The sequence below is a fragment of the Amycolatopsis sp. NBC_00345 genome, assembly GCF_036116635.1.
In the GTDB taxonomy this organism is placed as follows: Bacteria; Actinomycetota; Actinomycetes; order Mycobacteriales; family Pseudonocardiaceae; genus Amycolatopsis.
In genome coordinates this window covers 6,831,367-6,853,684 of sequence record NZ_CP107995.1, presented here as the reverse complement: position 1 = coordinate 6,853,684, position 22,318 = coordinate 6,831,367, and the positions used below count along the sequence as shown (strand labels likewise).

The window sequence follows — 22,318 nt, the reverse complement described above, 5'->3', positions numbered from 1 at the left end:
CCGGGCCGTCGCGGTCCGGCCTGACCCGCGTCAGGCCGTGCCGAACAGCCGGTCGAGGTGGTAGTCGAGCGTCGCGATGACCTCGTCGGGCCGGTAGCGGTCGTACAACAGGTCCAGCCCGAGTCCGGTGATGCCCGAGACGAGCAGGTTCGCCTCGTGCCGGGGGTCCGCGCCGGGCCCGAGCGCCGCCGCGGACAGCAGCCCGGTCACCAGGTCTTCGATCGGCGTCCCCTCACCGAGGAAGACCTTCGCCAGTTCGGGATCGCTGTGGGTGCGGCTGAAGTACGCGGCGTGGACGCGTAGGGACTGTGCGCGCTCTTCGTCCAGCGGCAGCAGCTCCGTGAGCACGGAGCGCAGGACACCGCGCACGCTGTCCTCCGGCAGCTCCGCGATGCGGGCCTGCGCCCGTTGCTCGCCGCGCTCGTGGAGGTATCGCAGGGCGAGCACGAGCAGGTTGTGCTTCGTCTCGAAGTAGTACTGCACCAGCCGCAGCGAGACGCCGGCCTCGGCGGCCACCTCGCGCATGCTCACCGAATCCAGGCCACGCGCGGCCGCGATCCGCCAGACCGCTTCGGCGATCTGACGCCGGCGCTGGTCGTGGTCCACCCGCTTGGCCATGGTGCTCCCTCTTGGTATGGTACGAGTGTATCTGATACAGACGTATCATTAGGAGGGGACATGAACGAGGGCTGGTACCGGCTGTGGGAGGTCGTCGTCGGCGTGGTGGGGGTCCGCGCGGGCGTCGTGCCGATTTTGTCCAAGGCGTTCGGGGAGGGTAAGCCGAGCTGGCTGGCGTTCTCGAACTATCTGGACGCGCCCTGGTGCTACGTGGTGGCCGCCGGCGTGATCGTCGTGGCGTTCGCGCTGCTCGTGGTGCTCGACGAGCGGCGTAAGAAGGCGCCGTCCATGCAGGGTTCCTGACCGTCCACAGGGGAATCTCCCGGCGGCTCCGGTATCGGGGCGCGGCCGATCCTGTCAAGCGGCCCGACCGGTGAACCGCCCTCACGGTCCGCGATGCAGGAGGCCGTGTTCCGGTATGCGGACGCCACCACTCGTGTGATCTGCACCAACGCGCTTGCGTTCACCCAATGGGATCGGCTTTACTCGGTACGTCCATCCCGAGCGACTGAGAGACCTGGCTCGCCGAAGTCGCAGCAACCACCCTCCACAGGGCAGGTGCTACCGCCAGGACCGATGGAGGCTGTTTCCGATGAAGAGGGTAGCCCGCCCGCTCCTGCTCACCAAGCGGCGCGTAGTCGACGAAGGTCGCCGCTCGGTATGTGCGTGTCGACGCTCCATGGTCATCGCCTGATCCTCTCTTCCGCTTCTTCTTGAGCGCCGTCCTTTATGGACGGTCTATCGGTGACGCCCGGCGCGCCCGTGAACGGTGCTGCGCCCCTCCTTGGAGCCCTTTGTGATCACTGTCGAAAACGTGTCCAAATCCTTCCCCCACAACGGAAATCCGGTTGCCGCGCTGCGTGACGTGAGCGTCGACGTGCAGGCAGGCTCGCTCTTCGGCGTGGTCGGCCCGGCCGGCTCCGGCAAGTCGACCCTCGCCCGTTGCATCGCGCTGCAGGAGCGCCCCGACCGCGGGGTCGTGCGGCTCGACGGCCTCAACACCGGCACCCTCGACGGCCGTCGGCTGCGTGAGGTCCGCCGCCAGCTCGGTGTGGTCGGCACCAAGCCGGAGCTGCTCGCCGAGCGCACCGTGGCCGGCAACATCGCGACCCCGCTGGAGCAGCTGGGCGTCGACGGCCCGCAACGCCGCAGCCGCGTCGGCTCGCTGCTCGACCTGGTCGGCCTGACCGCCCGGGCCGGTCAGCACCCGGGTGAGCTGACCGAGGGCCAGCTGCGCCGCGTCGCCGTCGCCAAGGCGCTGGCGGCCGGCCCTGCCGTGCTGCTCGCCGACGACCCGACCGCGGGCGTCGCCCCGGAGGAGGCCGGCGCCGTGCTGGCCGTGCTCGACCGGGCGCGCGCCGAGCTGGGCGTGACCGTGCTGGTGACCACGCAGGACGCGGGTGTCGTCCGCCGGGTCTGCGACGACGTCGCGGTGCTGGAAGAAGGCGCCATCGTCGAGCGCGGCACGGTGCTCGACCTGATCGCGTCGCCGGGCAGCTGGACCGCGCAGGCGGTGCTGCCCGCGATCGAGACGACCCGGGCGCAGGCCGCGAAGTACGACCGCGCGGCCGACGTCGTGCTGATCGGCTTCGCCTCCGTGGGCGCGCTGCTGCCCGAGGCGGCCGGCCGGTTCGACGTCGAGCTCGCCACCATCGGCGGCGGCCTGACCCGCATCGGCGACACCCCGATCGGCCGTTTCCGCCTCGGCGTCCGCGGTGAGCGCGCCGACGCCGCGCTGGCGTGGATCGCCGACCGCGGTGCTTACGTGACCCACACGGCGCGCGGCCCGCAGGGTGTCGCCGCCGCCTGACCGTTCCGACAATGTCCCTGAAGGCCACCTTCAGGGACATTGACGCCCCTGAAGGCCACCATGAGGGACCACTACGCCCTCATGGTGGCCTTCAGGGACCGTCGTCCGGGCAAAGGGATCGCGCGTCCGAGAGTTTGGGACGGGCGTCCTGGGCCCGGTCGGGCGGGAGTGCGCGAATCCGTCCGGCTGACCGTGCTTTCTCCTGGTGGGAAGCCGATCGGCCCGGCCACGTAGGCTGGCTGGGTGCTCGCAGTGGTTCCTCCCCCAGTCACCGTCCGGGTCCCGGCCAAGGTCAACCTGCACCTGGCGATCGGCGACCAGCGTGCGGACGGTTTCCATGAGCTGGTCACCGTGTTCCAGGCGTTGTCGCTGACGGACGAGGTCACCGTCGCGGCCACCGACGAGCCCGGGCTCGAGGTCTACGGCGAGGGGGAGGGCGCGGTGCCCACCGACGCCACGAACCTGGCCTGGCGCGCGGCGCAGGAGCTGGCCGCGTACGCCGGGCGTCCCGACGACGACCCCAAGGTGCGCATCGTGCTGCGCAAGGGGATCCCGGTCGCGGGCGGCATGGCGGGCGGCAGCGCGGACGCGGCGGCGACGCTCGTCGGCCTCGCCTCGCTGTGGAAGCTCGACATCACCCGCGACGAGCTGGCCGCGATCGCCGGCAAGCTGGGCAGCGACGTGCCTTTCGCGCTGTACGGCGGCACGGCGCTCGGCACCGGCCGCGGTGAGCAGCTCGTGCCGGTGCTGTCGCGGCACACGTTCCACTGGGTGCTCGCGTTCGACCACAAGGGCCTCTCCACGCCGAAGGTGTTCGGCGAGCTCGACCGGCTGCGCGCCGAGGGCAACCCGCCGCGCATCGGGTCGCACACGCCGGTGGTCGAGGCGCTCGCCTCCGGTGACCCGCGGCAGCTCGCGCTGCTGCTGGGCAACGATCTTCAGGCCGCGGCCGTCTCGCTGCGGCCGGGCCTGCGGCGCACGCTGCGCGCGGGCGTCAACGCGGGCGCGCTGGCCGGCTGTGTCTCCGGCTCGGGCCCGACGTGCGCCTTCCTCTGCGCGGACGCGCAGGCGGCCGTGGAGGTGGCCGCCGAGCTGTCCGGCGCCGGGGTGTGCCGCACGGTGCGCGTCGCGCACGGGCCGGTGCCCGGCGCACGGCTGGCCGGCGGGGACGACGCGCCCCGCAACACGCCGCCGCGCGTGCACGCCTGATCTTTACTGAACTGTCCACTGTGGAAGGGATCGGATGGCCAACCTGGTCAACCTGGAGTCGGTGAGCAAGTCCTACGGGGTGAAGCCGCTGCTGGACAAGGTTTCCCTCGGTGTCGCCGAAGGACAGCGCATCGGCGTGGTCGGCCTCAACGGCGGTGGCAAGACCACGCTGCTGGAGGTCCTCTCCGGACTGAGCGAGCCGGACGACGGGCGCGTGAGCCACGTGCGCGGCCTGCGGATGGCCGTGGTCACGCAGCGCACCGAGCTGCCGGAGGGCAGCACGGTCGGCGACGTCGTGCTGGCCCGCTACGGCGCCGAGCACGAGTGGGCCGCCGACGCCCGCGTTCGATCCATTGTGGACGGTCTCGGGATCACCGCGATCGGACTGGACAAGCCGACCTCCACGCTGTCGGGCGGCGAGCGCCGCCGCGTCGCGCTCGCGGCCGCGCTGACCGGCGAGCTGGACCTGGTGGTGCTCGACGAGCCCACCAACCACCTGGACGTCGAAGGCGTCCGGTGGCTGGCCGACCACCTGCTGGCCCGCCGGACCGCAGTGGTGGTCGTGACTCACGACCGGTGGTTCCTGGACACGGTCGCGGGTGTCACCTGGGAGGTCGCGAACGGCCGCGTCGAGCAGTACGAAGGCGGTTACGCGGACTGGATCTTCGCGCGCGCCGAGCGGGCGCGGCTGTCCGCGACCGCGGAGGAGAAGCGGCAGAACCTGGCGCGCAAGGAGCTGGCGTGGCTGCGCCGCGGCCCGCAGGCCCGCTCGTCGAAGCCGCGGTACCGCGTGGAGGCCGCCGAGGCGCTGATCGCCGACGTGCCGCCACTGCGCGACACCGTCGAGCTGACCGCGTTCGCGAAGCGGCGGCTCGGCAAGACGGTGCTGGAGCTGGAGGACGTGACGGTCGGGGTCGGCGATCGCACGCTGCTCGACCACGTCACCTGGCGGATCGGCCCCGGTGACCGGATCGGCCTCGTCGGTGTGAACGGCTCCGGCAAGACCACGCTGCTCAAACTGCTCGGCGGGGAGATCGAATCCTCGACCGGGCGGCGGAAACAGGGCAAGACCGTCGCGCTCGCGCACCTGCGCCAGGAGCTGGACGACCTGCCGAAGGACCTGCGGGTGCTGCAGGCGATCGAGCAGGTCGCGGGGCGTGTGGTGTTCGGCAAGCAGGAGATGACCGCGTCGCAGCTCGGCGAGAAGCTCGGCTTCCCGCAGGCCCGCCAGTGGACGCCGGTCGGCGACCTCTCCGGCGGTGAACGGCGGCGGCTGCAGCTGTGCCGGCTGCTGATGGCGGAGCCGAACGTGCTGCTGCTCGACGAGCCGACGAACGACCTGGACATCGACACCCTGCAGCAGCTGGAAGACCTGCTCGACGGCTGGCCCGGCACGATGGTCGTGGTCTCGCACGACCGGTACCTGGTCGAGCGGGTCTGCGACACCACGGTCGCGCTCTTCGGCGACGGAGCGGTGACGGACCTGCCCGGCGGCATCGAGGAGTACCTGAACCGCCGGCTGAAGATCCGCGAGGCCGCGCCACGCCGTGAAGCGGCCGGGGCCGCCCCGGCGAGGGCGGAGGCCAAGCGCGACGCCGCGGAGGTGCGGGCCGCGCGCAAGGAGCTGGGCCGGCTGGAGCGCAAGCTCGACCAGCTCTCCTCACGCGAGGAGAAGATCCATGTGGCGCTGGCCGAAGCGGCCACGGACCCGGCGAAGCTGATCGAGCTGAACACCGAGCTGAAGTCGCTGCAGGCGGAGAAGGACGACGTCGAGGCGCGCTGGCTGGAGACCTCCGAAGCGGCCGAGTGACTCGTGAGTGTTTATGACGGTTAGAACCGTCATCGCCACTCACGAGCCCACGGGCGGCGGGCGTTGACAACCAGACAGTAATCTGACGCTCATGAGTCGGTTTGTGGACACGCTGCTCGGCACGGCGGCCGGGCGAGGTCAGCGGCGGGGCATGGTCACCGGGGAGCCCAAGGAGCCGGTGCGGCGGACGTGGGCCGAGGTCCACGAGCAGGCGCTGCGAGTCGCCGGGGGCCTGGTGGCGGGCGGCCTGGCGCCGGGCAGCGCGGTGGCGGTGCTGGCCGCGGCGCCGTCGCTGATCGCGCCCACCGTGCAGGCCGTCTGGCTGGCCGGCGGCAGCGTGACGATGCTGCACCAGCCCACCCAGCGCACGGACCTCGCCGAATGGGCCGACGACACGGTCAAGGTGCTCGGCATGATCGGCGCGGAGCTGGTGGTGCTCGGCGAGCCGTTCGACCAGCTCGCGCCGGTGCTCGCGGAGAAGGGCATCAACTACCGGCTGATCACCGACCTGTTCGACGGCGAGCCGCTGGCCGAAGTCGTGCCCACCGCCGAGGGCGACACCGCGCTCCTGCAGCTCACCAGCGGGTCCACGGCCGAGCCGAAGGCCGTCCGGATCACCTACGGGAACCTCTACACCAACGTCAAGGCGATGGTGGAGCGCGCCGAGTTCGACTTCGACACCGACGTGATGGTGTCCTGGCTGCCGACCTTCCACGACATGGGCATGGTCGGCTTCCTGACCGTCCCGATGACGTTCGGCGTCGAGCTGGTCAAGATCACGCCGGTGGAGTTCCTGTCCGGGCCGCTGATCTGGCCCGAGCTGATCACGAAGTACCGCGGCACCACCACGGCGGCGCCGAACTTCGCGTACGCCATCGTCGGCCGCCGCATGGCGCGGGTGGACGACGAGGGGGCCTACGACCTGTCCACGCTGCGCATCGCGCTCAACGGCGCGGAGCCGATCGACGAGACCGCCGTGCAGACGTTCGTCGAAGCGGGCGCCCGCTTCAAGATGCCGGCCGAGTGCGTGTTCCCCGCCTACGGCATGGCGGAGGCGACGCTGGCCGTTTCGTTCGCGCCGCTGTTCACCGGGCTCACGCTCGACGTGGTGGAGGCCGACGCGCTGGAGGCCGACAACCGCGCGGTGCCGGTGCCCGGGGACGACCCGCGGCGCGGGACCGACTCGGTGCGCTCGTTCGCGGTGCTCGGCCGCCCGCTCGACGGCCTCGAAGCGGAGATCGTCGATGACAAGGGCAACCGGCTCGGCGACCGCGAGGTCGGCGCGATCCGGCTGCGCGGCCCGGCCGTGACACCCGGCTACCTGACCGTCAACGGCCCGGTCGACACCCAGGACGCCGACGGCTGGCTTGACACCGGCGACCTCGGTTACCTGGTGGACGGCCAGATCGTCATCTGCGGGCGGCGCAAGGACGTCATCATCATGGGCGGCCGCAACCTCTACCCGACGGACATCGAGCGCGCGGCCACCTCGGTGGAGGGCGTGCGCGCGGGCAACGCCGTGGCCGTGCGCATCGACGCCGGCAGCCGCCGCGAGCGCTTCGCCGTGGTGCTGGAGTCCAAACTGGCCGGTGACGCCGAGGCCGAGCGGGCACTGTCCAAAGAGGTCGCTTCGCGGGTGCGGGCCGCGGTCGACATGCGGCCGTTCGCCGTGGTCGTGCTGCCGGCCGGCAGCCTGCCGAAGACGCCGTCGGGCAAGGTCAAGCGCGCCGCGACGGCCGTCCAGTACGCCGAGAAGATCTCCCGCAACGCCGGCTCCTGACCCACGAGAAACGCCCCCGCCCGCGACGAGGATGGAGTCGCGGGCGGGGGCGTTTTCGTTGTCGGGGCTGGGAGTCCGGAGGGCGGGGGAACAACTGCGGGTGAGCGCCGCGGGGGAACGGCGCCGGGTTCGGGTGCCGGAAGGGACGTTCGCGCCGTGGGTCCGCCGGTCCCGTGCCGTTCCGGGGAACGGCACGGGTGGCCGGATCCGCCGGGTGCGTTCTGGGGAACGTCCGGCGGGCTCGGATCCGGCTGCGTTCCGGAGAACGGCGCGGCGGATCCGGGCCGGAAGGCGGACTGGCGGGCGCGGGTTACCGCGGGGGACGGGCGTCCCCCGGCACCGGCTCGGTTTACCGGTCCTGGAGGTGTTCGGCCGCTTCCCCGGCCGGGCGTGGGGCGCGCTGGGTGGTGGCCTCGTGCTCGTCGCGGGCGCCCGGGACGCCTGGGGCGCGCCGTCCGGAGAGGTCGGCCAGCTGGTCCTCGACCTCGTCGAGGAACTGGTCCACCTCGCGCTCGTCGTAGCCGCGCTTGCCGATCAGCGGCTTGTTGAACATCACGTGGTGGACTTCCGCGGCGGTCAGGTCGTCCTCGTCGGTGATCGTCTTGGCGATGCGCCGCACGTACTCGTCGACCTCGTTCTTCGCGTATCCGCGGCGGCCGATCGGGGCGTTACCGAAAGCGACCTCGGTGAGGTCCTCGGCGGTGAACGACATGAAAGATTCTCCGATTCAAGGTCGGTGTGCGAACTCCCGTTCTCCGTCCTAACCGGTCATCGGGGCACCCGGAAGGGAAAGCACCCCGGGTCGACTCGATCAGGGAAGCAGAAGCCGCCCATCGAGTGAGCGGATATCACTCAGCGCCACGGAAGATCACTCACTGAGAGCAGCCGGCGGGTCAACCCGCGTGGAACTCGTTCTGCGCGTCCGTGAGCCCCTTGGCGACCAGCGCCTCGGTGGCGTCCGCGCAGCGGTCGACCTCGAACGGGAGCTCCTTGCGCTCGACCGTCGAGAAGTCCTTGAGCACGAAGTCGGCCGGGTCCTGGCGGCCCGGCGGGCGGCCGATGCCGAACCGCACGCGGTAGTAGTCACGCGTGCCGAGCGACTTCGTGATGGAGCGGAGGCCGTTGTGGCCGTTGTCGCCGCCGCCGAGCTTCAGCTTCAGCGCGCCGAACGGCACGTCCAGCTCGTCGTGCACCACGACGACACCGGACGGCGGGACCTTGAAGAACCGGGCGGCGCCGACCACGGGGCCGCCGGAGAGGTTCATGAACGAGCGGGGCTTCACCAGCACCACGCGGCGGCCGGACAGCCGTCCCTCGAGCACTTCGGCGCCGCTCTTGTGCGCCTTGAACTTGCCGCCGATGCGGCTGGCCAGCTCGTCGAGCACTATGAAGCCGACGTTGTGCCGGTTGCCGGCGTACTGGGGCCCGGGATTGCCGAGGCCGGCGAGCACGATCAGCTCGCCGGCCCCGGGCAGGTCTTCACTCACGAGAGGTGAGTTTATTCGGCGGCCTCGGCGGTGGCGGCGCCACCTTCGGCGTCCTCGTCCTCGGTCGACTCACGCTGCTCGTTGATGGCCACGACCAGCGCCTCGGCGTCGGTGACCAGCTCCGCGCCCGCGGGCAGGGTGACCTGCGAGGCGTTGATCTGAACGCCGGCCTCGAGCCCCTCGACGGAGACCTCGACCTGCTCCGGGATGTGCAGGGCCTCGACCTCGATCTGGATGGTGTCGAGGTCCTGGGCGACCAGGGTGCCCGGGGCGGCGGCACCGGTGACGACCACGGGGACGTCGACGGTGATCTTCTCGCCACGCTTGACGACCAGCAGGTCGACATGCTCGATGTAGTTCTTCAGCGGGTGCACGACGATGGTCTTCGTCAGCGCCAGCTCGTCGGAGCCCTCGAGGTCGAGGGTGATGACGGCGTTGCTGCCGTTCTCGCGGACCACGCGGGCGAACTCGAGGGCCGGCAGCGCGAAGTGCCGCGGGTCCGAGCCGTGCCCGTACAGGACCGCGGGGATCTTGCCGGCACGACGGGTGCGCCGCGCGGCACCCTTGCCGAACTCGTTGCGCGGCTCGACGGAAAGACGTACCTCGGACACGGTGTAGTACTCCTTCAAATCACGATGCGGTGCAGCAGGTGGCGGCGGGGATCGTCGGCCTGGCGTTCGGGGCGGTCGTGCACGGCGGCGAGTATCCGGGCGTGATCTGTCCACGGAGGCTTCTCAAACCGCCGCGTCGATCACGCTGGGCACCGAAGGGTGCACCCGCCTCGCCGAGACAACTCAAGAAGTGTAGACCAGCCTGGGCCGGTGCGGTAACCACGGGTGGGCTCGCGTGAGACGGGCCTTGGGCCGGCCGGTGGGTGACGACACAATTGAGGTGCTCCCGGCGCAGGCCGCGGGGGTGAGATGATCCCGGCGGAAAGAGGGGCGGAATGCGGGCTCGATGGGCCGCCGTGGCGGTCGTGCTGGTGGGTGGGCTGCTCGCGGGCTGCCAGGTGGCGGTGTCCGGTTCGGCGGGCGTTTCGGCCGCTGACCAGCAGAAGGCCGACCGGCTCGCGGCGCAGAAGACGGCCGTCGACACGGCGCTGGACGCGCTGCGGCAGGCGCCGGCACTGCAGTTCGACACCACGGTCAAGGACGCCTCCGGCAAGCCCGCGGACCTGACCTTCCGCGTCACGCGCGACGGCGACGGGATCGGCACGCTGCCGTTCGAGGGCCAGGCCGTGCAGATCGTGCAGGTCGGCGGCGAGCTGTACGTCTCCGCGAACGCGGACTACTGGAAGTCGCACGGGCTGGAGGAGAACAGCACCCAGTTCGGCACCGGATGGGTGCACACCGTCGGCACCGAGCTGCCCGTGGACCCGGGCGCCCGGCTCGCGCCGGGCAAGCTCGCGGACGGGCTGCGCAAGTCGCTGGCCACGCTGAACCAGACGGCCGACCCGGTGCGCCGGAAGCTGCCCGACGGCACGGAGGCCTACCAGCTCGGTGGCGGCCTCGGCGCCCTGCAGGTGACCACTGCGCAGCCGAACCGCGTGGTGGGCTTCGCGCCGGCGCTGATCGACCCGTTGGGCGGGGCGAAGCTCGGCACCGGGTTCCAGGTCCGCCCGATCACCGGCGACGAGCTGAAGAAGTTCCACACCGACTTCGACAGCGCTGTGGCCGGGCTGGGCCAGCCGTTCGAGGGACTCGCGCAGGCGAGCGTCGCGGTGCTGAACGACAAGCTCGACTGCCAGGACTTCGTCGGCTCCTGCACCACCTCGGTGGACGTCTCGACCAGCGTCGTGGGCGGCGCCCAGGACCCGAAGCCCGTGGTGCACGTGACGCTGACCGTCGAGATGAGCGCCGAGGCGCTCGGCTCGCAGAGCTGCACCACGCAGGGCGACGCGGCGGCGGACGCGACGATCACGATGTCCTGCTCGGTCAAGTTCTCGCTGCCGAACCGCACGGCCAGCTACCAGGTGCTGGCGAAGCCGACCGCCGTCGGCGAGGTGCGGGTGCCGTTCGACGCGAACGCGGTGAAGCAGAAGCTGGCGACGTCGTTCGCCGCGCTCGGCGGCTGACCTGCACGCCTACCCGGGGGTGCGTTGGTTTCGTTGAAGTAGCCGATCATCCGTCCTTACCATCGGCGCCGTAAGCACTGATTTCCCTTGATTTCCCTTGATGAGGAGCGGTCATGACCAAGCTGGTGGTGTTCGGCGCGACGGGGTACGCCGGCGGCCGGATCACGGACGAGGCGCTGCGGCGTGGCCATTCGGTGGTCGGCGTGGCGCGTAAGGCCGAGGGCCTGCCCGAGAGCGTCGAGGCGCGCGCGGGCTCGATGCACGACGCCGGCTTTGTCGCGGACGTGACCCGAGGCGCCGACGTGATCGTGGTCGCGACGCCGGGCCGCGCGGACGACGAGGGCCGCCGCCTGCTGGACGCCGTGCCGACGCTGGTGGACGCGGCCCGAGCGGCCGGCGCGCGCCTGTCGTTCGTCGGCGGGGCGGGCTCCCTGCACGTCGCCGAGGGCGGCCCGCGGCTGATCGACACCCCGGAATTCCCGGACGAGTACAAGCCGGAGGCGGGCAGCCACGCCGACGTGCTCGCCGCGTTGCGCGCGCTCCCCGAGGATGTCGACTGGTTCTACGTCAGCCCGGCCGCCGAGTTCGGCGCCTGGAACGCCGGCGAGCGCACCGGCGAGTTCCGCGTGGGCGGCGACGTCCTGCTCTCCGACGCGGCCGGTCACTCGAGCATCAGCGGCGCGGACTACGCGATCGCCTTCGTCGACGAGATCGACGAGCCGAAGCACTCACGGGCGCGCTTCACCGTCGCCTACTGATCTGTCCGTTAAGGCCTCCTTACCCGCGTAGGACGCGGGTAAGGAGGCCTTAACGGCCTTTGACCGGTCAGCCAGGCGAGCCGACCACACAAAGGAACTTCGTGGCGTGCGCGGGGTCGAGCGCGTTGGTGACCAGGTTCCAGACGTTGAGGTCGTAGGCCTCGCCGATGTGGCCCACCGGGTCGAACGGGCAGGTGTCCTGGACGTACTGGTTGTCCACGCCCGGCTCGCGGACGAAGGCCGTGTCGGTGGGCGTGACCAGCTCGTCGGCGCGCGAGGTGATGACCGTGTAGCGCACGCCGGACTGGGCGATCGGGCCGTTGTTCAGTGTGGTGACGGCCGAGCCGTCGGTGATCAGGTTGTCGCAGGCCGGGCAGCCGAGAGTGGACAGCGCCTTGCCGACGGCGTCGCGCTCGCCCTGGCCCAGCAGGTAGGCGAGCTTGGTCAGCCCGCCGAAGGTGGTGCCGTGCGCGGGCGGGGCGATGGCCACCACGGTGCCGATCTTGTCGGCGATGCCCTGGGTCTTGGTCACGTAGAGGGACTGGAAGCCGCCCTCGGAGTGCCCGACGATGTCCACCTTCGACGCGCCGGTCTCGGCCAGCACCTGGCCGATGAACGTCTTGATCTCGCCCGCGGAGTCGGCGATCGGGCGCAGCCCGCCGACCACCGGGAAGCCCGGGTAGGCGCCGTAGGTCTGGCTGAACGTGCAGTACCCCTTGGCCGCGACGGCCGCCTGCATGAAGTTCAGGTCCTCGTAGTAGGTGGCGCCCAGCCCGTGGAGGAAGACCACCGGGTTGGGGTGCGCGGCGCTCGGCCGGCAGGACGGGTCGTTGTTGCCGCCGGTCGCCGCCTGCGCCGGGGCGGCGGTGAACGCCGCCGTCACGAGCGCCGCGGCGGCCAGCACAGCCGCTTTGGTCCGCAATCGCATCCTCATCGAGAAGCTTCCTTCCTCAGGGGCACACCGGCGGCGTTGCCGGTGGATCAGGTGGCCCGTCGCGGGGCGGGGTAGAGCGTTTCGACCAGTGCGGCGTGGCGGCGGGCGACGACGTCGCGGCGGATCTTGAGCGTCGGCGTCAGCTCGCCGGCGGCCACGGAGAACGGGTCCGGCACGATCGCGAAGTCCCGGATTCGTTCGGGCGGAGAATAGCGGGAGTTGACGGCCTCGACCTCCCGGGCGATCCGGGCGCGCAGCCGCTCGTCTCCGGACCAGCCGTCGGCACCGGGGTCGATGCCGGTCTCGGTCGCCAGCTCGGGCAGCCGGTCCTGGTCGAGGGCGAGCAGCGCGACCGGGTACGGGCGGCGGTCGCCGAGCAGCACGGCCTCGGCGATCCACGGCGTCCGGCGCAGGTCGGTCTCGATCGCGGCGGGGGACAGGTTCTTGCCCGCCGAGGTGATCACGATGTCCTTCTTGCGCCCGGTGATGGTGAGGTACCCGTCCGCGTCGAGCGAGCCGAGGTCGCCCGTGTGCAGCCAACCGTCCACAACGGACTCCGCGGTCGCGGCGGGGTTGTTCCAGTAGCCCGCGAAGACCCCCGTCGAACGGCCGAGCACCTCGCCGTCTTCGGCGATCATCAGCTCCACGCCGGGTGCCGCGCGCCCGACGGTGCCGACGCGCCAGGCCTCCGGGGTGTTCGCGGTGAGCAAGGCGGTCGACTCGGTCATCCCGTACGCCTCGAACACCGGAACGCCGCAGGCGAAGAAGAATTCGAGGATCTCCGGGGCGATCGGCGCGGAGCCGGTGAGCGCGCGGACGAGCCGGCCGCCGAACGCGGCGCGGACACGGCCGAACAGCTGCTCTTCCGCGGCGGCGAACCGGCGCGTGTCCGCCTCGTCCAGCTGCTCGCCGCGACGCGCGCGCAGGCCCAGCTCGACCGTCGGCCCGAGGTCCGGCGCCAGGCCGCTGACCACGGAGTAGATCTTCTCGAACATCATCGGCGCCGAGGGCAGGTAGGTCGGCGCGACCTCGGCCAGCTCGCCGAGCACGGCGCGGATGTCGCCGCCGGAGTACGCGATCGTGGCGCCGGTGCGCAGGCAGTAGACCTGCAGCATCCGGGTCAGCAGGTGGGCCAGCGGGAGGTAGGCGAACAGCACGTCGCCGGGGCCGACCTCGTTGATCTCGCGCAGGGACGCGATCACGGCGGCGAAGTTACGATGGGTCAGCACGCAGCCCTTGGGCTCGCCGGTGGTGCCGGAGGTGTAGACGATGGTGAACGGGTCGTCCGGCGCGGGTTCCGGCCACGGGCCGGGGTCGGCCGGCCCGGTGCCGGAGTTGATCACCGCGGTGAGCGGGCGGTCGGTCGTGTCGATGCCCAGCACCAGGTCGAGCGCGGGCAGTTCGCCGCGCAACGCGTCGACGTCCGCCAGGTGCCCGGCGGTTTCCGCGAGCACCGCCACGGCGCCGGAGTCGTGCAGGACCCAGCGGATCTGGTCGCGCGAACTGGTGGGGTACACCGGCACGCAGATCGCGCCGAGCCGGGCGATCGCGAGGTCGCAGACCGTCCACTCAGGACGGGTCCGGCTCAGCAATGCCACCCGGTCACCGGGTTGTACGCCGCCTTCGCACAGCAACGCGGCCACCCGGCTCGCCGCGTGGTCCAGCTCGGTGAAGGTGCGCTCCCGCCAGCGGCCGCCGTCCGGGAAGCGCTGCGCGACCGCCGTGCCGAACGCGGCCGCCGCCTCGGCAGCCAGACCGCACAGGCCACGCTCGGTTGACATTGGATACCTCCGGGTATTGGATACCTGAAGGTATTGAGTTGGGCTCACAGAAGTCAAGACCCAGATCGGGAGGACCGGCCGATGGCCGCGTTGGAACCCGGACCCGGCCGGACGCGGCCGACACGGTCCGAGACTCGCCGTCGCATCCTCGACGCGGCGTTCACCGTCTTCGGCGAGCGCGGGATCGCGGCGTCGAAGCTGACCGAGGTCGCCGCGGCCGCGGGACTGACCAAGGGGGCGGTGTACTCGAGCTTCGCGTCGAAGGACGAGCTGGTGCTGGCGCTGATGGAGGAGCACGCCGCGCACCGGCTGGAGGCGAGCCTGGCCGGCTTCGCGGAGGCCGGTGACGGCGGCGCGGGCCTGGCGAACGTCGCCGCGGTGCTGATGCACGAGATGCGCACGGACGCCGTCTGGCACCGGCTGCTCGCGGAGTTCTTCGCGCTGGCCCACCACGACGAGCACCGGCGCGACGCGTTGAAGCTCCGCCGCCGCGAGGTCCGCGCGACCATCACGCGGGCGCTCGAACGGCTGGCCGAAGGGCTGGACCTGGAGTTCCCACTGCCGCCGCAGGAGCTGGCCGTGATCATGCTGGCGCTCAGCAACGGCCTCGCCGTCGAATCGGACATCGATGACGAGGCCGTGCCGGACGACCTGCTCGGCCGCGTGCTGACCCTGATCGCCGGCGAGGCCGTCGCGAAGGTCCGGTCAGCGGCGGAAAGCGTTACGGGGCAATGAAAACGCTACCGCCCGCGTAGCTCGGCGACCACCGGGGCGAACGTCTCCAGCATCGCCTCGAACACGGTGACGTACGAGAAGCCGTAGCGCTCACGGCGGGCCACGAGCTGCTCGACGATCTCGTCGACCGTGCCGAGGAGCAGTTGCGGCGCGTTGAGCAGCTCGTCGACGCCTGCCGCCGTGCGGCCGTCGGTTTCCGCGTGCCACTCGGCCGCGGCGGCGCGGCGGTCTTCGGTCACGACCACGCGCTGGACCAGCATGTTGTACTCGACCTCGCGGTCGCCGGCGAGCGAGCGGAAGAACCGGACGCGCTCGTCCAGCGCCTCGGCGTTGTCGAGCACGAAGGTGCCCGGCGGCTTTCCGCGGTCCTGCCGCAGCCCCGCGAAGCCCGCGATGTCTGCGTGCTCCGCGGCGAGGCGCAGCACACCGTCGCTGTTGCCCGCGATCAGCAGGCGCGGCAGGCCGCCCTCGTCCGCCAGCCGGGTCTTCAGCTCGGCGAGCCCGCCGACCAGGTAATCGATCCGCTCGGACGCCTTGCGCCACGGCAGCCCGGCGTCGTCGAATTCGGACTTCATATGGCCGGACCCAAGACCGAGGTCGAGCCGGCCGCCGGTCAGTGCGTGGGTGCTCGCGACGTCACGCGCGAAGAGCGCCAGGTTGTAGAACGGCACGTTGGACACCAGCGTGCCCACCCGCGGCCGCTCGGTCACGGCGGCCGCGGCCACCAGCGCCGGGAACGGCGCGGGCCGCCCTGGTCCGAGGTGGTCGGGCACCGTGATGGCGTCGTACCCGAGCTCCTCGGCCCGGCGGCACTTGGCGGTCCACTCGGCCTGGTCGGTGACACCGCGGAAGCTGACGCCGAACTTGAATTTCCCCATGCGGCGAAGCTAATCGACCGCCGCCGGCGGCGGAGACGATTTCGCCGCCGGCGGACCGAGGTTCACCGGCGGCGAAAACTGCCCCAATGTGGCGTTGGTTGCGTTGAGCGCACCCAATGTGGCGTTCGGTGCGTTGGACGCACCGAACGCCACATTGGGGCGCATCGGGCCCCGGCCCAGGGTCAGGCGGCGCCGTCGAACAGCGAGGTGACCGAGCCGTCCTCGAAGACCTGCTGGATGGCCTCCGCGAGCATCGGCGCGATGGAGAGCACCGTCAGCCCCGGGAAGCGCTTCTCCTCCGGGATCGGCAGGGTGTTGGTGACGATGACCTCGCGGGCCTTGCACTGCGAGAGCCGCTCGGTCGCCGGGTCGGAGAGGATGCCGTGCGTGGTCGCGATGACCACGTCCGCCGCGCCCTCCTGGATCAGCGCCTCGGTGGCCTTCACGATCGTGCCGCCGGTGTCGATCATGTCGTCGATCAGCACGCAGAGCTTGCCCTGCACCTTGCCGACCACGCGGTTGGCCACGGCCTGGTTGGGCTTGTCCGGGTCGCGCGTCTTGTGGATGAACGCGATCGGCCGGTCGCCGAGCTGCTGCGCCCACTTCTCGGCCAGGCGAACCCGGCCCGAGTCCGGGGAGACGACCGTGATGTCCGCGTCGCCGTAGGTGGCCTTGATGTGGTCGGCGAGCACCGACTGCGCCATCAGGTGGTCGACCGGGCCGTCGAAGAAGCCCTGGATCTGCGCGGTGTGCAGGTCGACCGTCATGATCCGGTCCGCGCCCGCGGTCTTGAACAGGTCCGCGATCAGCCGGGCCGAGATCGGCTCGCGGCCCTTGTGCTTCTTGTCCTGCCGCGCGTACGGGTAGAACGGCATCACCACGGTGATCCGCTTCGCGCTCGCCCGCTTGAGCGCGTCCACCATGATCAGCTGCTCCATCACGTACTCGTTGATGGGCGTGGTGTGCGCCTGGATCACGAAGGCGTCGGTGCCGCGCACCGACTCCTCGAACCGGACGAACAGCTCACCGTTGGCGAACGTGTGCGCGGTCTGCGGGGTGATCGTCACGTCGAGGTGCGCGGCCACCTCTTCCGCGAGCTCCCGGTGCGCACGGCCGGAGAAGAGCATCAGATTCTTCTTCGGCGTACCTGACTTCGGACTCATGCTGGCGACTCCCCGTCGGTTCCTGCTTCTGACACGGACACGGCGGTGTCCTGCTGGGCGGCGAGTGCGGCTTCCGCCGCCTCCGCCGCGGGCGTGCCCGGCCTGCGCCGGCTCGCCCAGCCTTCGATGGTGCGCTGCGGACCCGCCGACAGCGCCAGTGAGCCTGGCGGGACGTCGTCGCGGATGACCGCACCCGCCCCACTGTAAGCGCCGTCGCCGATCCGCACCGGCGCTACCAGCGTGTTGTCCGCTCCGAGGCGCACGTGGGAGCCGACGACGGTGTGGTGCTTGCCCACTCCGTCGTAGTTCACGAACACGCTGGAGCAGCCGATGTTGCTGTGGTCGCCGATCTTCGCGTCGCCGACGTAGGTCAGGTGCGGCACCTTCGTGCCGGTGCCGATTTCCGCGTTTTTCGTCTCGACGAACGCGCCCAGCTTGCCCTTGGCGCCGAGCTTCGTGCCCGGCCGCAGGTAGGTGTACGGGCCGACGTTCACGCCGTCGCCCAGCTCCGAGCCGGAGCCGTGCACGCGCACGACCGACGCGTGCGCGCCGATGACCACGTCGGTGAGCGTGGTGTCCGGGCCCACCAGCGAGCCCTCGCCGACCGAGGTGGCGCCCTTGAGCTGGGTGTTCGGCTCGATCAGGACGTCACGCGAGAGCGTCACGTCCGCCTCGATCCAGGTGGTGTCCGGGTCGGTCACGGTCACGCCCTCGCGCTGCCAGCGGCGCACGATCCGGCGGTTGTACTCCGCGCCCAGCACCGAGAGCTGCACGCGGTCGTTCACGCCCTCGGTGACCCACGGGTCGTCGACCACCAGCGCGCCGACGCCCTTGCCGTCCTCGCGGGCGATGCCGAGCACGTCGGTGAGGTAGAGCTCGCCCTGCGCGTTGTCGGTCGAGAGCCGGGAGAGGCCGTCGGTCAGCACCGCGGCGTCGAACGCGTAGACGCCCGAGTTGATCTCCCCGATCTCGCGCTGCGCCGGCGTCGCGTCCTTGTGCTCGACGATCGCGCTCACGCCGCCCGCGTCGTCGCGCACGATCCGGCCGTAGCCGGACGGGTCGGCGACCACGGCGGTGAGCACGGTGACCGCGTTGCCGGAGCCGGTGTGCTCGGCCAGCAGCGCGGACAGCGTCTCCGTGTCCAGCAGCGGCACGTCGCCGTAGCTGACGAGCACGGTGCCGGTCAGTCCGTCCGGCAGCTCGCGCAGCGCGCACGAAACGGCGTGCCCGGTGCCCTTCTGCTCGGCCTGCACGGCGGTGGTGACTTCGCGGCCCAGCACCCCGCCGACGCGCGCCAGCTCGGCGCCGACGGCTTCGCGGCCGTGGCCGATCACCACGACGAGGTGTTCCGGGTCCAGTCCGGCCGCGGCGCGGACAGCGTGCTCCACCAAGGGCCGCCCGGCGATCGGGTGCAGGACCTTGGGGACGGACGAGCGCATGCGGGTGCCTTCACCCGCGGCGAGGATCAGCGTGCTCAGCGGGCCGCTCAACGACACTCCCAATGATTCACCGGTGGGGTTCTTCTCGGCCAACGATCCTACGTGGGGTCTTCGGCGTCCCACGCGGGGTCGGTCGGGCTGGTCCCGTCGGGCCAGCCGGCGCCCGCGTCGGTGGCCATCGAGTTGGCCGAGGCCACCTGGTTGCCGCCGCCGCGTTTCGCCTGGTACATAGCGGCATCCGCGCGCGCGAGCACCTGCTCGGCCCGTTCCTGCGGCCGCAGCGACACCAGCCCGATCGACAGCGTGACGCCGTGCGAAAGGTGATGCGGCAGATGTGCGACGGAGTTCACTGCGCGGCCCAGCGCCATCTTCGCCGCCGAGGCCGGTGCGCCCGGGAGCAGCACGACGAACTCGTCGCCGCCGTAGCGCGCCACCACGTCGTCACCGCGCAGCGCGTCACGAAGCGTGCTCGCGACAACACGGAGCACGTTGTCGCCCTCGGCGTGCGACTGCTTGTCGTTGACTCCCTTGAAACCGTCGAGGTCGACCAGCCCGACGGCCAGCGGCTGCGCGTCGGCCGAGGACGCCAGCGTGCGCAGGCGCTCGTCCAGCGCGCGGCGGTTCGGCAGCCCGGTGAGCGGGTCCTGCAGCGCCTGCTGGGTGATCGCGCCGTGCTCGGCGGAGAGGCGCTCGTGCTCGCGGCGGGCGTTCAGCGTGGCGATCTGCGACTCGCGCAGCGTCCACATCTCGGCTTCGAGCGTGGTGGCGTAGTCGATCATCGACTGGCTGGAGCCCGAAGGGAAGTCCCGCGCGGTGTCCAGGCGCGCGAGCTCGCGGGCCACGTTGAGCCGCATCGACGGCTGCGACAGGTCCTCGGTCATCGCGGCGCGGACGTCGCGCAGTACCTGCAGCGCCTCGTCCCGGCGGTCGGACCGGTCCAGGCAGCGGGCCAGCGCGATGGCGACGATCTCCTGCTCGTGCGGGAACTGCTGGCCGCTGTTCAGCTCCCGCAGGCGCGCCACGTGGTCTTCACTGGGGTTGTGCAGCGCGAGCGCGGACGCGAGCACACCGACCTGGTCGACGGCCGCGACGCCGGCCTTGCGCGGGAACAGCGACTCGGCGAACGGGCCCTCGGCCGCCACCGCCATCGACGCGGCCGTGCGGAACTTCTCACTGGCTTCGTCGTACTGCTCGATGCGCTCCAGCCGCAGGCCCCAGCCCAGCATCAACCGCACCCGGTTCAGCAGCTGCAGGGTGATCTCGTGCGGGCTCGCACTCTCGCGGATCGCCTGGTGCGCGCGGCCGAGAACCTCCTCGGCGGCCTCGTAGACGCCGAGCTGGTTGAGCACGATCCAGCAGTCGAGCAGTGCGTTGGACAGCATGCGGTTCCAGTTGCGGACACCGATCTGGCGGTCCGGGATGGTGGAATCGTCGAGGATCGCCAGCGCGCGGGCGATCTCGGTGAGCGCCGCGTCCTCCTGCGCGGCCAGCACCAGACGGCGCCCGCGCAGGGCGTGCGCGTCGGCGCGCAGCAGCGAAAGGCCGTGGCGGCGGGTGTGCGCGAGCATCTCGTCGAGCCGCGGCTCGGCCTCGGCGGCCAGGCCGCGCGTGACCAAGCGGGCGAAGGCGGACGCGCGCAGCAGCTGCGCGACCAGCGTCGGCTCGCCGCGGCGCAGGGTCTCTTCGAGCAGCTCGTCCATGATCGCGACGATTTCGAGCTGCTGCTCGTGTGGCTGCCGCTGGACCGCCGCGATCAGCTCACGGCCGCGGCCGACCAGCCAGGCGTCGGACATCTCGGCGAGAGTCGGGCGCCTGGCTCCAGTGTCGTCGCTCGCTTCGTCGGTCAGCCGCACCCACCCCCATCGCCATGGCCGCCAGGTCGTTCCGCTGCTCCGCCGCCAGGATTCGAACCTGAACCGTCAGAACCAAAATCTGAAGTGCTGCCGATTACACTACGGCGGATCGATCCTGGTCAGGATAGCGATGATCGAAGACCCGGGTCGCGGGAGGGTGAGGCCTTCCCGCCCTGGGTACGCGGGAAAAGCACTTGACCGCTCGGGGAACGGGCAAATCGGGCCTCCCCAGGGCGTGAAACCTCCTGTACCGTAACTTACGGCATCGTAGGTAAGGTGACCCTTCGTAAGGGCTCGTAGGAAGAAGTGAACTGTATGACGGCCACCCTTGACCGTTCCCAGCCCGCTGGAGAGCCACCGGCCCCGAAGGGGCCAAAACCGATCATCGACGGCCACCGGTCGATCGGGGTCCAGTTCTCGGTGTACTTCGGCGTGATCGCGCCGCTGGTGGCGCTGCTGGTCGCCGTCCCGTTCGCCTGGGGCTGGGGCCTGAGCTGGGTCGACGTCGGGCTGTTCGTGGTGTTCTACGGGATCAGCGGGCTCGGCATCACCGTCGCCTACCACCGGTACTTCACGCACGGCTCGTTCAAGGCCCAGAAGTGGCTGCGCGTCGTGCTGGCCATCGCGGGCAGCATCGCCCTGCAGGGCCCGGTGATCACCTGGGTGGCGGACCACCGTCGGCACCACGCGTTCTCCGACCGTGACGGCGACCCGCACTCCCCGTGGGCGTTCGGCACCTCGCCGATGGCCATCGCCAAGGGCTTCTGGCACGCGCACATGGGCTGGCTGTTCGAGCGCGACACGAGCAACCAGGGGCGGTTCGCGCCCGATCTGGTCAAGGACACCGCCATCCGCAAGGTGGACGACCTGTTCTGGCTCTGGGCACTGGTCAGCCTGATGCTGCCGGCGCTGCTGGGCGGCCTGATCTCGTGGTCGCTGTGGGGCGCGGTCACCGCGTTCTTCTGGGCCGGCCTGGTGCGCATCTGCGTGCTGCACCACGTGACCTGGTCGGTCAACTCGATCTGCCACATGATCGGCGAGCGCCCGTTCAACGCGCGGGACAAGTCGGCCAACTTCTGGCCGCTGGCGATCTTCTCCTTCGGCGAGTCCTGGCACAACCTGCACCACGCCGACCCGACGTCCGCGCGGCACGGCGTGAAGCGCGGCCAGATCGACATGTCCGCCCGGCTGATCTGGATCTTCGAGAAGTTCGGCTGGGTGCACGACGTGCGCTGGCCGACCCCGCAGCGGCTGGCGCGGATCGCCGCCGAAGCGAAGTAGCTCCCCGGTTCGGCGTAGTCTGCCCCGGTGGCGGGGAGACGACGGGCCAAGCGTGAGGCGGCCGTCACCGGAGCGCGTCCGACCGCTCCGGTGACCCGGGTCCGCATGACGGGCAGCGAGCGCCGGCAGCAATTGCTGAACGTGGCGATGGCGCTGTTCGCGGAAAAGGGCTTCGACGGCACTTCGGTGGAGGAGATCGCGGCTCGCGCCAACGTCTCCAAGCCGGTGGTGTACGAGCATTTCGGTGGCAAGGAAGGCATCTACGCGGTGGTCGTCGACCGCGAGACGCGCGTCCTGCTCGACCGCATGGTCTCCACGCTGCACGGCGGCCACCCGCGCGTGATGCTGGAACAGGCGGCCTGCGCGCTGCTCGGCTACGTCGAGGACTCCCACGACGGCTTCCGCATCCTGGTCCGCGACTCCCCGGTGGCCAGCTCCACCGGCACGTTTTCCACTGTGCTGAACGACATCGCCAGCCAGGTGGAGCACATCCTCGCGCAGCAGTTCGCGGCGCGCGGGTACGAGGAGAAGCTGTCGGCCGTCTACGCCCAGGCCTTGGTCGGCATGGTCGCCCTGACCGGCCAATGGTGGCTCGACGCCCGCAAGCCGAAGCGCGACGAAGTGGCGGCGCACCTGGTGAACCTGGCCTGGAACGGGTTGTCCCACTTGGAACACAAGCCCAAACTGCTGGGCTGACTCAGCGCAGCA

The 22,318-nt window shown here is 71.0% G+C and carries 20 protein-coding genes, 1 tRNA gene and 1 riboswitch; of the genes, 10 read left to right on the top strand and 11 right to left on the bottom strand.

Annotated features, from left to right (window positions below):
• Window positions 1-30 precede the first annotated feature (30 nt).
• The gene (locus OG943_RS30695; RefSeq protein ID WP_328604400.1) at window positions 31-618 is read right to left on the bottom strand and encodes a TetR/AcrR family transcriptional regulator; all 588 of its coding nucleotides are present in this window, start codon (window positions 616-618) and stop codon (window positions 31-33) included.
• 60 nt (window positions 619-678) lie between these two features.
• On the opposite strand from OG943_RS30695, the gene OG943_RS30690 reads away from it, so the two are divergent.
• The 5 genes from OG943_RS30690 (at window position 679) to OG943_RS30670 (ending at window position 7,227) form a co-directional block, all read left to right on the top strand.
• Window positions 679-921, top strand: coding sequence for a hypothetical protein (locus OG943_RS30690; RefSeq protein WP_328604399.1), 243 nt, complete (start codon window positions 679-681; stop codon window positions 919-921).
• Window positions 922-1,110: 189 nt separating this feature from the next.
• Window positions 1,111-1,201: riboswitch (SAM riboswitch) on the top strand.
• Window positions 1,202-1,414: 213 nt separating this feature from the next.
• Window positions 1,415-2,428 (top strand): methionine ABC transporter ATP-binding protein, encoded by a 1,014-nt coding sequence (locus tag OG943_RS30685; protein ID WP_328604398.1) that lies wholly within the window; start codon window positions 1,415-1,417, stop codon window positions 2,426-2,428.
• Between the two features lie 252 nt (window positions 2,429-2,680).
• Complete coding sequence (locus OG943_RS30680) at window positions 2,681-3,637, top strand: 4-(cytidine 5'-diphospho)-2-C-methyl-D-erythritol kinase (RefSeq protein ID WP_328612196.1); 957 nt, start codon at window positions 2,681-2,683, stop codon at window positions 3,635-3,637.
• A 34-nt stretch (window positions 3,638-3,671) separates the two neighbouring features.
• On the top strand, window positions 3,672-5,447 hold the full coding sequence (locus OG943_RS30675) for an ABC-F family ATP-binding cassette domain-containing protein (RefSeq protein WP_328604397.1): 1,776 nt from the start codon (window positions 3,672-3,674) through the stop codon (window positions 5,445-5,447).
• A gap of 91 nt (window positions 5,448-5,538) precedes the next feature.
• Window positions 5,539-7,227, top strand: a complete 1,689-nt coding sequence (locus OG943_RS30670; RefSeq protein ID WP_328604396.1) for a fatty acyl-AMP ligase — start codon at window positions 5,539-5,541, stop codon at window positions 7,225-7,227.
• A gap of 349 nt (window positions 7,228-7,576) precedes the next feature.
• Here the strand turns inward: OG943_RS30670 and OG943_RS30665 are convergent, their stop codons facing one another.
• The 3 genes from OG943_RS30665 to OG943_RS30655 all read right to left on the bottom strand — a co-directional run bounded on the left by OG943_RS30665 (window position 7,577) and on the right by OG943_RS30655 (window position 9,325).
• Window positions 7,577-7,939: a DivIVA domain-containing protein gene (locus OG943_RS30665; RefSeq protein WP_328604395.1), complete on the bottom strand. Its 363-nt coding sequence runs from the start codon at window positions 7,937-7,939 to the stop codon at window positions 7,577-7,579.
• A 181-nt stretch (window positions 7,940-8,120) separates the two neighbouring features.
• The gene (gene pth, locus OG943_RS30660) at window positions 8,121-8,714 is read right to left on the bottom strand and encodes an aminoacyl-tRNA hydrolase (protein WP_328604394.1); all 594 of its coding nucleotides are present in this window, start codon (window positions 8,712-8,714) and stop codon (window positions 8,121-8,123) included.
• A gap of 11 nt (window positions 8,715-8,725) precedes the next feature.
• Window positions 8,726-9,325 (bottom strand): 50S ribosomal protein L25/general stress protein Ctc, encoded by a 600-nt coding sequence (locus tag OG943_RS30655; protein WP_328604393.1) that lies wholly within the window; start codon window positions 9,323-9,325, stop codon window positions 8,726-8,728.
• Window positions 9,326-9,660: 335 nt separating this feature from the next.
• Here OG943_RS30655 and OG943_RS30650 point away from each other — a divergent pair, with 335 nt between their 5' ends.
• Together OG943_RS30650 and OG943_RS30645 are read left to right on the top strand one after the other, a co-directional pair.
• Complete coding sequence (locus tag OG943_RS30650; protein WP_328604392.1) at window positions 9,661-10,788, top strand: hypothetical protein; 1,128 nt, start codon at window positions 9,661-9,663, stop codon at window positions 10,786-10,788.
• 113 nt (window positions 10,789-10,901) lie between these two features.
• Window positions 10,902-11,546: an NAD(P)-dependent oxidoreductase gene (locus OG943_RS30645; protein ID WP_328604391.1), complete on the top strand. Its 645-nt coding sequence runs from the start codon at window positions 10,902-10,904 to the stop codon at window positions 11,544-11,546.
• 67 nt (window positions 11,547-11,613) lie between these two features.
• Here OG943_RS30645 and OG943_RS30640 read toward each other — a convergent pair whose 3' ends face one another.
• Together OG943_RS30640 and OG943_RS30635 are read right to left on the bottom strand one after the other, a co-directional pair.
• Window positions 11,614-12,480: an esterase/lipase family protein gene (locus OG943_RS30640; RefSeq protein WP_328604390.1), complete on the bottom strand. Its 867-nt coding sequence runs from the start codon at window positions 12,478-12,480 to the stop codon at window positions 11,614-11,616.
• A 47-nt stretch (window positions 12,481-12,527) separates the two neighbouring features.
• Entirely contained in the window at window positions 12,528-14,261 is a 1,734-nt protein-coding gene (locus tag OG943_RS30635) for an AMP-dependent synthetase/ligase (RefSeq protein ID WP_328604389.1), read from the bottom strand.
• Between the two features lie 81 nt (window positions 14,262-14,342).
• Between OG943_RS30635 and OG943_RS30630 the strand changes: the two genes are divergently transcribed.
• Complete coding sequence (locus tag OG943_RS30630; protein WP_328604388.1) at window positions 14,343-14,996, top strand: TetR/AcrR family transcriptional regulator; 654 nt, start codon at window positions 14,343-14,345, stop codon at window positions 14,994-14,996.
• Between the two features lie 5 nt (window positions 14,997-15,001).
• On the opposite strand, the gene OG943_RS30625 is transcribed toward OG943_RS30630, so the two are convergent.
• The 5 genes from OG943_RS30625 to OG943_RS30605 all read right to left on the bottom strand — a co-directional run bounded on the left by OG943_RS30625 (window position 15,002) and on the right by OG943_RS30605 (window position 20,438).
• Entirely contained in the window at window positions 15,002-15,874 is an 873-nt protein-coding gene (locus OG943_RS30625; protein WP_328604387.1) for a TIGR03621 family F420-dependent LLM class oxidoreductase, read from the bottom strand.
• A 182-nt stretch (window positions 15,875-16,056) separates the two neighbouring features.
• Window positions 16,057-17,037 carry a ribose-phosphate diphosphokinase gene (locus OG943_RS30620; protein WP_328604386.1) on the bottom strand — a complete coding sequence of 327 codons (981 nt, stop codon included), beginning with the start codon at window positions 17,035-17,037 and terminating at the stop codon, window positions 16,057-16,059.
• Window positions 17,034-18,527 (bottom strand): bifunctional UDP-N-acetylglucosamine diphosphorylase/glucosamine-1-phosphate N-acetyltransferase GlmU, encoded by a 1,494-nt coding sequence (gene glmU, locus OG943_RS30615; protein WP_328604385.1) that lies wholly within the window; start codon window positions 18,525-18,527, stop codon window positions 17,034-17,036. Before glmU ends, OG943_RS30620 begins: the two co-directional genes overlap by 4 nt.
• Window positions 18,528-18,574: 47 nt before the next feature.
• Window positions 18,575-20,329, bottom strand: coding sequence for a GGDEF domain-containing protein (locus OG943_RS30610; protein WP_328604384.1), 1,755 nt, complete (start codon window positions 20,327-20,329; stop codon window positions 18,575-18,577).
• A gap of 37 nt (window positions 20,330-20,366) precedes the next feature.
• Window positions 20,367-20,438, bottom strand: a tRNA-Gln gene (locus OG943_RS30605).
• Between the two features lie 206 nt (window positions 20,439-20,644).
• Here OG943_RS30605 and OG943_RS30600 point away from each other — a divergent pair.
• A complete protein-coding gene (locus OG943_RS30600) occupies window positions 20,645-21,610 on the top strand; it encodes an acyl-CoA desaturase (protein WP_328604383.1) in 966 nt (321 codons plus the stop codon).
• A gap of 105 nt (window positions 21,611-21,715) precedes the next feature.
• The gene (locus OG943_RS30595) at window positions 21,716-22,306 is read left to right on the top strand and encodes a TetR/AcrR family transcriptional regulator (RefSeq protein ID WP_328612195.1); all 591 of its coding nucleotides are present in this window, start codon (window positions 21,716-21,718) and stop codon (window positions 22,304-22,306) included.
• The last annotated feature ends 12 nt before the right edge of the window (window positions 22,307-22,318 follow it).